This window comes from bacterium (assembly GCA_020440705.1).
Lineage (GTDB): Bacteria > Krumholzibacteriota > Krumholzibacteriia > LZORAL124-64-63 > LZORAL124-64-63 > JAGRNP01.
Map to the genome: position 1 here is coordinate 1 of JAGRNP010000125.1, position 11,342 is coordinate 11,342.

12 protein-coding genes are annotated in these 11,342 nt (G+C 70.2%); 4 read left to right on the forward strand and 8 right to left on the reverse strand.

Translation table 11 applies throughout. From position 1 onward, the window contains the following. Positions 1–54 precede the first annotated feature (54 nt). A complete protein-coding gene (locus tag KDM41_14975; protein ID MCB1184729.1) occupies positions 55–1,425 on the reverse strand; it encodes a peptide MFS transporter in 1,371 nt (456 codons plus the stop codon). A 196-nt stretch (positions 1,426–1,621) separates the two neighbouring features. Between KDM41_14975 and KDM41_14980 the strand changes: the two genes are divergently transcribed. The 4 genes from KDM41_14980 (at position 1,622) to KDM41_14995 (ending at position 6,574) form a co-directional block, all read left to right on the forward strand. Then, entirely contained in the window at positions 1,622–2,035 is a 414-nt protein-coding gene (locus KDM41_14980) for a hypothetical protein (protein MCB1184730.1), read from the forward strand. Positions 2,036–2,073: 38 nt separating this feature from the next. Continuing rightward, positions 2,074–2,481 (forward strand): DUF4332 domain-containing protein, encoded by a 408-nt coding sequence (locus KDM41_14985; protein ID MCB1184731.1) that lies wholly within the window; start codon positions 2,074–2,076, stop codon positions 2,479–2,481. A 172-nt stretch (positions 2,482–2,653) separates the two neighbouring features. Further along, complete coding sequence (locus tag KDM41_14990; protein MCB1184732.1) at positions 2,654–3,415, forward strand: hypothetical protein; 762 nt, start codon at positions 2,654–2,656, stop codon at positions 3,413–3,415. Positions 3,416–3,430: 15 nt separating this feature from the next. Then, positions 3,431–6,574 carry a glycosyl hydrolase gene (locus KDM41_14995; protein ID MCB1184733.1) on the forward strand — a complete coding sequence of 1,048 codons (3,144 nt, stop codon included), beginning with the start codon at positions 3,431–3,433 and terminating at the stop codon, positions 6,572–6,574. 85 nt (positions 6,575–6,659) lie between these two features. Here the strand turns inward: KDM41_14995 and KDM41_15000 are convergent, their stop codons facing one another. The 7 genes from KDM41_15000 to KDM41_15030 form a co-directional block, all read right to left on the reverse strand. Then, positions 6,660–7,958, reverse strand: a complete 1,299-nt coding sequence (locus tag KDM41_15000) for a nicotinamide-nucleotide amidohydrolase family protein (GenBank protein ID MCB1184734.1) — start codon at positions 7,956–7,958, stop codon at positions 6,660–6,662. Then, entirely contained in the window at positions 7,955–8,434 is a 480-nt protein-coding gene (locus KDM41_15005) for a phosphatidylglycerophosphatase A (GenBank protein MCB1184735.1), read from the reverse strand. The genes KDM41_15000 and KDM41_15005 overlap by 4 nt, the downstream gene beginning before the upstream one ends. A gap of 134 nt (positions 8,435–8,568) precedes the next feature. Next, complete coding sequence (locus KDM41_15010; GenBank protein ID MCB1184736.1) at positions 8,569–9,153, reverse strand: gliding-motility protein MglA; 585 nt, start codon at positions 9,151–9,153, stop codon at positions 8,569–8,571. Positions 9,154–9,177: 24 nt separating this feature from the next. Continuing rightward, positions 9,178–9,675, reverse strand: a complete 498-nt coding sequence (locus KDM41_15015) for a roadblock/LC7 domain-containing protein (GenBank protein MCB1184737.1) — start codon at positions 9,673–9,675, stop codon at positions 9,178–9,180. Positions 9,676–9,820: 145 nt separating this feature from the next. Beyond that, positions 9,821–10,441 (reverse strand): recombination protein RecR, encoded by a 621-nt coding sequence (gene recR / locus KDM41_15020; protein MCB1184738.1) that lies wholly within the window; start codon positions 10,439–10,441, stop codon positions 9,821–9,823. Between the two features lie 27 nt (positions 10,442–10,468). Beyond that, positions 10,469–10,780, reverse strand: coding sequence for a YbaB/EbfC family nucleoid-associated protein (locus tag KDM41_15025; GenBank protein MCB1184739.1), 312 nt, complete (start codon positions 10,778–10,780; stop codon positions 10,469–10,471). Between the two features lie 51 nt (positions 10,781–10,831). Beyond that, the coding region (locus KDM41_15030; protein ID MCB1184740.1) for a hypothetical protein at positions 10,832–11,342 on the reverse strand (511 nt) is incomplete at its 5' end.

Sequence of the window (11,342 nt, forward strand, 5' to 3'; positions counted from 1 at the left end):
GGCGACTTCTGCTTTGCGGAGCCCGCCGTGTCCCGGCGGCCGGACCGGGCCGATCTATGCCCTCCCATGCGACCACTTCGTGATCGGGCGGGCGAGGAAGAAGAGCAGCACGCCGGCCGCCCCGCTGATGAAGATGAAGAGCACGAAGAACTCGTGCAGGTTCGTGATCTCGCGACCCAGGAAGACGGGAGCCGGACGTCCGGCCTCGGGATAGAACGAACTCAGCACCCCCGCGGCCTTGTTGGCGGCCGACGACGAGAGGTACCACACGCCCATCATCAGCGACGCGAACTTGGGCGGCGACAGGCGGCTGACCGCCGAGAGCCCGATGGGCGACAGGCAGAGCTCGCCGAAGGTGTGCAGCAGGTACAGGCTGATCAGCCACATCATGCTGACCTTCATCTCAGGACCGACGCCCCGCACCCCCAGGGCGATGACCAGGTAGCCGATGGCCATGAACACGAAGCCGAGGCTCATCTTCACGGGCGTGCTCGGGTCGAGGTTCACGCGGCCGAGGCGCGACCACAGCCAGGCGAAGACCGGCGCGAAGACGACGATCGCCACGGCGTTCACCGACTGGAACCAGCTGGCGGGCATGGTCCAGCCGAAGATCTCGCGGTCGGTCTGGCGGTCGGCGAAGACCGTCAGCGAGGCCCCGGCCTGCTCGAAGCAGGCCCAGAAGAAGATGACGAAGAAGCTGAGGATGAAGATGACCGCGACCCGCTCCTTGTCCTCGCGCGTCAGCGGGACGTCGTGGCCGTGGTCGGCGCCGGCCTTGCGTTCGCGCGGCGGCAGGCCCAGGGCGTTCCCGTCGGCGTCGACGATGTGCCGGTCCTTGAAGACCTGGAAGACGATCGTGCCGACGAACATGCCGATGGCCGCCGACAGGAAGCCCCACTGGAAGTCCTCGGGCCGGCCGGTGTCCCCCAGCCCGCCGGCCACGAGCGGCGCCAGGAAGGCCCCGATGTTCACCCCCATGTAGAAGACGGTGAAGGCCGAGTCCTTGCGCTTGTCGTCGGGCGCGTAGAGGGAGCCCACCATGGAGGCGATGTTGGCCTTGAACAGCCCCGTCCCCACGACGAGCACGCCCAGCCCCGCCCACAGCAGCGGATGCGAGACGGCGGTGTCGGCGTAGAACCGCGCCGAGAGGAACATGAGGAACTGGCCGACGCCCATGACCACGCCACCGACGAGGATCGAGCGGCGGTTGCCCCACCAGCGGTCGGCGATGTAGCCGCCCGCCAGGGGCATCAGGTAGGCCAGGCCCGTGAAGTTGCCGTAGACGGTGCTCGCCTTGGCCACGTCGAACAGCAGGGCCCGGGTCATGTAGAGCACGAGGATGGCGCGCATGCCGTAGTAGCTGAAGCGCTCCCACATCTCGGTATAGAAAAGGACGTAAAGGCCCTTGGGGTGCCCCTGGGTCATGTCGTCTCCCTGTCGGATCGGGGGTGGGCGGTGGGGGGGATTCGGCTGCGCGATTCTAGCAGCCCGCGGCCGTCCGGGCAAGATTCGCGACGATTTCGCGTGACTTTCCGGGTGCGGAAGTTGTCTAATGGCCGTTCGGAGGGGTACCGACAATGACAGCCGCCGTCCCATCCCCCGGGACGGCCGTGGAGGAATCATGAACAACCGCATCCCGCGCATCGCGCTCGTCGCGATCGTGCTGGCCTGTCTCGGCGCCATGTCCGCCTGCGACAAGGCCCAGGAGACCCTGAAGTCGACCGACCTGGGTGCCGCCGGCGACGTCGGCAAGCTGCTGTCCAAGGCCGCCGAGGCCTTCGGCGGCATCACCGACGTGGAGAGCGCCAAGGCCGCCCTGCCGCAGCTGAAGGGTCTGGACGGCGACCTCGGCCAGCTGGTCGAGAAGTTCGCCGCCATGGATCCGGCCAAGAAGGAGAAGCTGCTCGGTGCGGTCTCTTCGGCCCGGCCCCAGCTCGAAAAGGCCATGGCGCGGATCGAGAACATGGCGGGCGTCGGCGAGATCGTCGGCCCGACCCTGTCCTCGTTCCGTGCGAAACTGGAGCAGCTGCACTGAGAACCACCGGTCCCGCGGGACCACGAAAGGAAACCGTCATGAGCTACAAGATCACCGACATCGAGGGCATCGGCCCCGCCTACGCCGAGAAGCTGGGCACCGCCGGCATCAAGACCACCGACCACCTGCTGGACCAGTGCGCCACGCCGGCCGGCCGCAAGTCGGTCGCCGCGACCACGGGTGTCGGCGAGTCCACCCTGCTGAAGTGGACCAACATGGCCGACCTGATGCGGATCTCCGGCATCGGGCCCCAGTACTCCGAGCTGCTCGAGGGCGCCGGCGTCGACACCGTCAAGGAGCTCCGCAACCGCAACGCCGAGAACCTCGCCGCCGCCATGGCGAAGGTGAACGACGAGAAGAACCTCGCCCGGGTCTCGCCGCCGGCCGCGACCGTCGCCAAGTGGGTCGACGCCGCCAAGAAGACCGACCCGCGCATCACCTACTGATCGTCGCCCCCTCCGACGCCCCCGACGCCCCGCCATCGGCGGGGCGTCGTGCTTTCCGGACCGCACGGCCCGCGACGATTCCCCTTGAATATCCGGCCCGATGCGGGTGTACTCGCTGCGAAATCCCTGCGTCGCCCCCGAGCGGGCGTCATCCCAACCGGAAGGAATTCCCGTGAAGCATCGCATTCTGCTCAGCGCCGCCCTGCTGATCGCCCTCGTCGCCGCGGCGCCGACCTTCGCCATGGACAAGGACGAGCTCGTCGCCAAGAGCATCGAGGCCCAGGGCGGAGCCGACAAGCTCCAGGCCGTCAAGAGCATGACCGCCACCGGCAAGGCCATGGCCCAGGGGATGGAGTTCCCCTTCAACATGCGCCAGGTGCGCCCGAACCTGATGCGGCTGGACATCGACGTCATGGGCATGAAGATGGTCCAGGCCTACGACGGCACCCAGGGCTGGACGATCAACCCCATGACCGGCAGCCAGGACGCCCAGCCCATGGGCGAGCTCGAGAACAAGAGCTTCAAGCTGCAGTCGGATATGGACGGCCTGCTGCTCGGCGCCGACAGGAAGGGCTACGAGGTCACCTTCGTGGGCGAGGCCGACGTCGAGGGCACGCCCGCCTACCAGCTGAAGATCGACACCGGGGAAGGCATCGTCATCGACATGTTCATCGACCAGGAGTACTTCCTGACGATCAAGCAGTCGGCGACCATCGACTGGGACGGCAAGGTCGTCTCGCAGGACACCTACATGTCCGACTTCCAGGAGGTGAACGGCATGGTGATCCCGTTCTCCATCGAGACCCGCATGGGCGCGCAGGTCGTCAGCCAGATCGTCCTGGACACCGTCGAGCACGACACCGAGATCGATCCGTCCATCTTCGCCATGCCGGCCGCCGCCCCCGCGGCGCCCGCGACGCCCGAGGGCCAGTAGGAAAGAGGAATGACCATGCGAGCCACCGTCCTGATCCTGGGACTGGTGCTGGTGACGGGCGCCTTCGGGGCGCCCGTTTCCGCGCCGGCCACCACCGCCGACACCGCCGTCGCCGCCGCCGCCGCGGCGGCGGGCTTTCCCGTCGGCCCCCACGTCTTCGGCGCCCTGCGCGCCCGCGAGCTCGGCCCCGCCATCATGAGCGGCCGCATCAGCGCGCTCGATGTGTGCGACGCCGATCCGCGCCTGATGTACGTCGGCGCGGCCGGCGGCGGCGTGTGGCGCAGCCGCAACGCCGGCGCCACCTTCGAAGCGGTCTTCGACGACCACGCGCAGAGCATCGGCTGCGTGACCATCGACCAGGCCCGGCCCGACACCGTGTGGGTCGGCACCGGCGAGACCTGGGTGCGCAACAGCGTGGGCACCGGCGACGGCCTGTACCGCACCGTCGACGGCGGCCGCGAGTGGCAGCACGTGGGCTTCGCCGACAGCGAGCGCATCGCCGGGGTGATCATCCACCCCGACGACCCGGCCACCGTCTGGGTCGCGGTTCTCGGGCACCTCTGGGACGACCACCCGACGCGCGGCGTGTACCGCACCACCGACTTCGGCGCCACCTGGGAGCAGGTGCTCGCCGGCGACCCCCGCACCGGCTGCAACGACCTGGCCATCGACCCGCAGGATCCGGACATCCTCTACGCCGCCATGTGGGAATTCCGCCGCGACCCGGCCTCGTTCCACAGCGGCGGACCGGGCAGCGGGCTCTTCAAGAGCATGGACGGCGGCACCACCTGGCGGCCCGTCCGCGACGGACTGCCCGCCGGCGACCTGGGCCGCATCGCCGTGGCCGTGATGCCGTCGCGGCCGAGCGTGCTCTACGCCGCGGTCGAGGCGGAGAAGTCCGGCTTCTACCGCTCGGACGACCTGGGCGAGAGCTGGCACCTGACCACCGACCAGAAGGTCATCACCGGCCGGCCGTTCTACTTCGGCCACCTGGTGCCCGATCCGGTCGACCACGAGCGCATCTACAAGATGAACACCTTCGTGGTGTCGAGCCGTGACGGCGGCCGGCTCTTCGGCGGCATCGGCGGCTGGGTGCACGCCGACGGCCACGCCATGTGGATCAACCCGCGCGACCCGCAGCACATCGTCCTGGGCACCGACGGCGGCCTGTACATCAGCCACAACCGCGGCGACGGCTTCCGCCACGTGCCCAACCTGCCGATCAGCCAGTTCTACCACGTGTCCGTCGACGACCGGGAACCCTTCCGGGTCTACGGCGGCCTGCAGGACAACGGGTCGTGGTACGCGCCGAGCCGTTCCCCGAGCGGCATCGAGAATCGCGACTGGGAGAACCTCGGCGGCGGCGACGGCTTCGCCGTGGTGGTCGACCGCGGCGATCCGGACCTCGTCTACTGGGAATGGCAGGGCGGCAACGTCAACCGGCACGACCTGCGCACGGGCGAGGACAAGGACATCAGGCCCCAGCCGCGCCCGGACGGCCCCGAACTGCGCTTCAACTGGAACACGCCCATCGCCACCAGCCCCACCGACCCGACGCGGCTGTACGTGGGCTCCCAGTTCCTGCACCGCAGCGCCGACCGCGGCGAGACCTGGGACGTGATCTCCCCCGACCTGACGACCGACGACCCGGACCTGCAGCGCCAGGCCGAGTCCGGCGGTCTGACCGTGGACAACACGACGGCCGAGAACCACTGCACGATCTTCGCCGTCGCGGAGTCGCCCCTGGACAGGGCCGTCATCTGGGTCGGCACCGACGACGGGCGCCTGCAGGTCACGACCGACGACGGTGCCCGCTGGCGCGACGTGTCCGGCGCCCTGCCCGATGTGCCCCGCGGCACCTGGATCAGCTCGGTCGAGCCCTCGCGCCACGCCGCGGACGAGGCCTTCGTCACCTGCGACGGGCACCGCCGCGGCGACATGCGCCCCCACGTGCTGCGCACGGCCGACGGCGGCCGCACCTGGACCCGTCTGGACTCGCCCGACGTGGTCGGGCACGCCCACGTGATCCGCCAGGATCCGGTGAACGCCGACCTGCTCTACCTCGGCACCGAACAGGGCCTGTACATCTCCCTGGATCGCGGCCGGAACTGGGCCCGCTTCACCGAGGGCGTGCCGCCGGTCAGCGTGCGCGACCTGGCGCTGCAGGAGCGCGACAACGCCCTTGTGATCGGCACCCACGGCCGCGGCGTCCTCGTCATCGACGACCTCGGGCCCCTGCGCGAACTGACGCCGGCCGTCCTGGCGGCGCCCGTCACGGTGCTCGCCTCGCGGCCCGCGGTGCTGCGCATCCCCCAGGGCCGTTCGTTCTCGCCGGGCGACACCCACTACGCGGCGGGCAATCCCACCTCCGCGGCGGTGATCCGCTACTACCTGCAGAAGCGGCACATGTTCGGCGAGATGAAGCTCGAGATCTTCGCGCCGGACGGCGAGCTGCTCAAGACGCTGCCCGGGAGCAAGCGGAAGGGCCTGAACGTGGTGACCTGGTCGCCGCGCCTGAAGCCCCCCAAGGTGGCTCCCTCGCCCACCCTGGATCCGGCCACCTCGTACGCCGGCGCCGTGGGGCCGGCCGCGCCCGAGGGCCGCTACACCTGGCGTCTGACCAAGGGCAAGGAGACCTACGAGGGCTTCGTCGACGTGGGCTACGACCCGGACTACCCCCACGACGCGGCGGCCCGCGCGGCCCAGCAGCGCGCGGTGCAGAAGGCCTACGACATGCTCGCGCGGCTCGCCTACGTCGCCGAGGCGGCCACCGGCCTGCGCGACGACGCCCGGGCCCGCGTCGCCGACCGCGGGGAGAAGGACAAGCTGGCCCGGCGCCTGCGCGGGTTCGCCGACGACGTGGACCGCTTCCACGGGACGCTCATGGTGACCGAGGAGGTGCAGGGGATCAGCGGCAAACGGAAGCTGCGCGAGGACGTGGTGCGGCTGTACGCGGCGATCTCCGGCTACGGTGGCGCCCCGTCGGCCGACCAGGCCGCGCGGCTGGACGACTTCGGCCGCCTCATCGCCGACGCCGACCGGCGCTTCGCCGACCTGTGCGGCGACCGGCTCGCCGATCTCAACGAGCGGCTGGCCAAGGCCGATCTCGCCCCGCTCGCGGTGCTCTCGGCCGAGGAGTTCGCGGCGCGCGACGAGTAGCCGTCCGGAGGGACGCGACACGACGGCCGACCCGGGCGGGTCGGCCGTCGTCGTTCCAAGGGCGGCCGTCAGCGGGACGCGACCTTCAATCGGCGTCGGGCCGCCCCCAGGTGTCGTCGGGGAACCAGGGCGGCACGTCGTCGCCGCCGGTCAGCACGCGCCGCAGCGTGTCCACCGCCGCGGCCACCGTCAGCAGGCGGTTGCGGTCGCGATCGGCCGGGAAGCGGTAGCGCGCCGCATGGACCGCAGCCGGCGTGGCCACCGCGATCCAGGTCGTGCCCACGGGCTTGTCCTCGCTGCCGCCGCCCGGTCCGCTGATGCCGCTGACGGCCAGGGCGTAGTCGGTGCCCACCCGCTCCCGGCAGCCCGCCGCCATGGCCCGCACCGTCTCGCCGCTCACGGCGCCGTGTTCGCGCAGGGTCGCCGCGGGCACGCCCAGCAGCTTCTCCTTCACCTCGTCGGCGTAGGCCAGGATCCCGCCCCGGAAGAAGCCCGACGAACCGGCGGCCGTCGTCAGCGCCCCGCCCAGCAGCCCCGCGGTGCACGACTCGGCCACGGACAGGGTGGCGCCGGCGGCGAGCATGTGCTCCTGCACGACCAGGGTCAGGGGCCGCTCGTCCCGCGTGTAGACCAGCCGGCCGAGTTCCGCGTCGATGGCCGCGGCCGCGGCATCCAGGTCGTCCCTATCGGACGGATCGCCTTCCGTCGGCGCCCCGAGGCGCATGTCGACGCCCCAGTCGGTCAGCCACCACGACCAGCGCAGCCGGCCGTAGCGGGCGCGGATCTCCTCGCACCGCTTGACCAGGGCGAGCTCGGCGATCTGGGCCGTTCGCCACACGCGGTGCGGCCGGGGCGCGGGCAGCACGCCGGCGGCCTCGAGCCGCGCCACCGCGGGCGGCAGCAGCCCCGCCAGNTCGGCCGGCACCCCGGGCAGCATGGCCACCCAGCGCCCGGCCAGGGGGCCCACCAGGCCCGGCGCCGACCCCACCGGGTTCTCGATCGGCGTCAGCCCCGCGGGCACCTGGCACTGCTTGAACACGCCCGGCCGCGTCTGCACGCCGCGCCGGCGCCAACGCTCCTCGAGGTTCGCGCGCACGGCCGCGTCCTCGCGCAACTCGACGCCGCCCCAGGCGGCGACCATGTCGCGGGTCATGTCGTCGGGGGTCGAACCGAGGCCGCCGCTGATGAAGACCAGGTCGCCGGGCTCGGTGCGCCGCAGGGCCGCGGCCACGGCGTCGGGGGTGTCGGGCACCACCTGGATGAGCGCCACCTGCACCCCGTGCCCGCCGAGGGCCCGCTGGATGCGCTGGCTGTTGGAGTCGACCGTGCGGCCCTCGAGCAGCTCGTCGCCGATGGCGATGATCTTCACCGGCACCGGTCTCACGCCGCGAACCTCGCCAGGGCCCACAAGGTGAGGTGGGTCAGCACGCAGGCCTGCACGCCGGCGCCGATGTCGTCGGCCATGATGCCGAGTCCGCCGCCGCCCCCGAGCTGCTCGAGGCGGCGCACGCCCAGCGGCTTGAGGATGTCCGTCACGCGGAACCAGAAGAAGCCCACGCACCAGGCCAGCGGCCCGCCGGCCACGCCCAGGAAGGTGACCAGCATGCCGGCGACCTCGTCGATGACGACCAGGGACGGGTCCTCCCCGTGGATCTGCTCGAGCCGTCCGGCCACGGGGATGCCCACGGCGGTGACCGCCACCAGGAGTGCGACGTTCAGCCAGACGGGGATCGGGCCCAGCCAGGTCCAGGCCGCCCACCACACCGCCGCGAAGGCGGCGCTGGCCACGGTGGCCGGGGCGAACGGGGCGAAGCCGGTGCCGAAGAAGGTGCCGAGGGCATAGAGCAGGGGTCGGGGCATCGTGGTCCTTTCGGGTGAGCGGGCGCGGAACCTCCCGCAACCTAACCCCCGGCCCCCGCGGCGGCAACCCTGCGCGGGGACAAAAAGAGGCGCGGCCGTGATGGCCGCGCCTCGGGTCCGGAGCCGGACTCGCGTCAGCTGGTCTGCAGCTGGCGCAGCACCTGCTTCGCCACGCACTTGAGGGTGTCGAAGACGCCGGTGCCGTTGATCGCCACGGCTTCGAAATTCTCGTAGCCCTCGGGGTTGAGCTCCTCGTTGAGCTCGTCGATGGGCAGGGCGTCCGGGGCGTCGCGCTTGTTCCACTGCATCACGAAGGGGATCTCGTCGAGGCTGAGATCGTATTCCTTCAGGTTGTCGTGCAGGTTGTACAGGGCCTCGATGTTCGCGTCGAAGCGCGCTTCGGAGCTGTCGGCCACGAAGACGATGCCGTCGACGCCGCGCAGGATCAGCTTGCGGGAGGCGTTGTAGTAGACCTGCCCCGGCACCGTGTACAGGTGGAAGCGGGTCTTGAACCCCTTGACCTCGCCGAGCTCGAGCGGCAGGAAGTCGAAGAACAGGGTCCGATCCATCTCCGTCGCCAAGGTCACCAGCTTGCCCTTCGTCTCGGGCGCCAGTTTCTCGTAGACGTACTGGATGTTCGTGGTCTTGCCCCCGAGACCGGGGCCGTAGTACACGACCTTGCAATTGATCTCGCGCGACGAATAGTTGATCAACGACACGGCATTACCCCTTTGGCCTGCCTTTTAGTCAGCGAACAGGTTGTCGATTTCGGCTTCCACTTCTTCGGTGAAGTTGTCATCGAACTGGTCGTACTCCTCGTTCCGGTATTCCAGCTTTTCGTACAACTTTTCGATCACGGCGTTGAGCTCGCCGACGGCGTGCTTGACCCGCAGGCGGACCAGGCCGAGCGTCGTGCTCTTGCTGAACAACACCACCAGGACGACACCCTTGGCGATCTTGGCCAGGTACATGCTGTCCTTCGCGCCCTGATGGAACAGGGTGCTGAAATCCTTCTCGCCGATCAGCTTGGCCAGCTGGTAGTTGGCCTCGAAGTCGGCCGCGCACAGGGACGCGAAACTCGTCAGATCGAATTCGACGTCGGGGCCGATCTGGCTGATCAACTGCCCCGTGCGGTCGATCAACAGCACGTTCCCCGCCCGACTGCTCTTGAGCAGGTCTTCGAGGACGTTGTTGATGGCCCAATAATCTTCTTCGAAGATGGCCCATTCCGCTCTGACCATGAATCGCTCTCCTGCCGCGGTGCCCGGCATCGGGTGCGGGGGACGTTTGCGTGTATTGCCTCTAGGGGGGATATCGTCAGGGGAGGGGGCGGCTTAACAGGATTTTTGGGCCCCGGTGCGGTCCGTGCCCGGGCCCGATCCGCCCTCAGAAGGAACGACGGAACTGGAAGGCCCGCTGCAGGGTGACCTCGTCCGTGTAGGCCAGGGCCCCTCCCACCGGAATGCCCGTGGCGAGGCGCGAAAGCTCCAGTTCGCGCCCTTCCAGCAGGCGCTGGATGTACAGGGCCGTCGTCTCCCCCTCCACGCTGGCGTCGAGCGCGATGATCACCTCCTGGACCCCGTCGGCGTCGATGCGCCCGACGAGCCGGTCGAAGGGCAGATCCTGGGCGCGCACCCCGTCCAGCGGCGACAGCATGCCCCCCAGCACGAAATAGCGGCCACGGTAGAATCCCGCCTTCTCGAAGGGCAGCACGTCCACGGGCGTGGCCACGATGCACATCTGCGTCGCGTCGCGGCGCGGCGAGGTGCACACCCGGCACGGATCCGGCTCGGTGATGGCCCCGCACCGCGCGCAATGGGTGACCTTCTCCCGCGCCTCGGCGATGGCGGCCACCAGTTCCTCGGCCGGCACCGTCGGCCCCTCGGCCCGGGCCACCAGGTGCAGCGCCAGCCGGGTGGCCGACTTGCGCCCGAGCCCGGGCAACCGGTTCAGGCTGCGCACCAGGCGTTCGAGCGCGGGCGACTGGAACTCGCCGCCGTCCTGCAGGTCCCTGCCGTTGCCGGGTCCGGACACCTACAGCCCCAGTCCGGGAATGTTCATGCCTCCCGTGACCGAGCCCATCTCCTTCTCCACCATGGCGTCGACGTTCTTCGCCGCCTCGTTCACCGCCGCGACCACGAGATCCTGCAGGAACTCGATGTCGTTCGGATCGAGGCTCTCGGGCGCGATCTCGATGCTCTTGAGCCGGTGCTTGCCGTCCATGACGACCTTCACCTGGCCCCCGCCCACCTCGGCGGTGACCTCCCTGCTCGCGAGCTCCTCCTGGGCCTTGGCCATCTTGGCCTGCATCTGCTGGGCCTGCTTCATGAGCATCCGCATGTCCATGACGTCGCATCCTTCGGGTTGTGGTCCTGCGGGGCGCGGTGGCGCCGCCGGCTAATTGCCGCGCTTCTGCCAGCGCTCGCGTTCGGTCTCGGGCAGGGGCTTGCCGCCGCCCATCATGTCGACCAGATCGTTCAGGGCCGCGTCCTCGGCACACGCCTTGGCCAGCTCCTCGCTGTGGGTCGGCGCCACCTCCTGCCGGATCTCCTCCGTCACCTCGGTGGCCTGCCCCTGTTCGCCCAGCACCAGCTCGACGCGCAGACGGCGCTGCCAGAGCTCCCCGGCCACGGCCGCGATGGTCGCGCACTCGGACTCGATGCTCCGCACGGCGAAGCTGCGGTCCTCGGTGAACCCCACGCGCAGCAGGCCGTCCTCGCTCAGGGACGGCAGGCCCGTCATGAGGCACGACCCCAGGCGGGGCGACTTCTTCATCAGGGCGTCGATGAGGGCCGTCCAGCCGGGCACCGCCGCATCGGCCGCCGTCAGGTCCGGCGCGGCCGGACCCGCGTTCGGCGACGGGTCTCGGGGCGGAGCCTGCGGCCGGGCCGGCGCGCCGCCGCCCGCG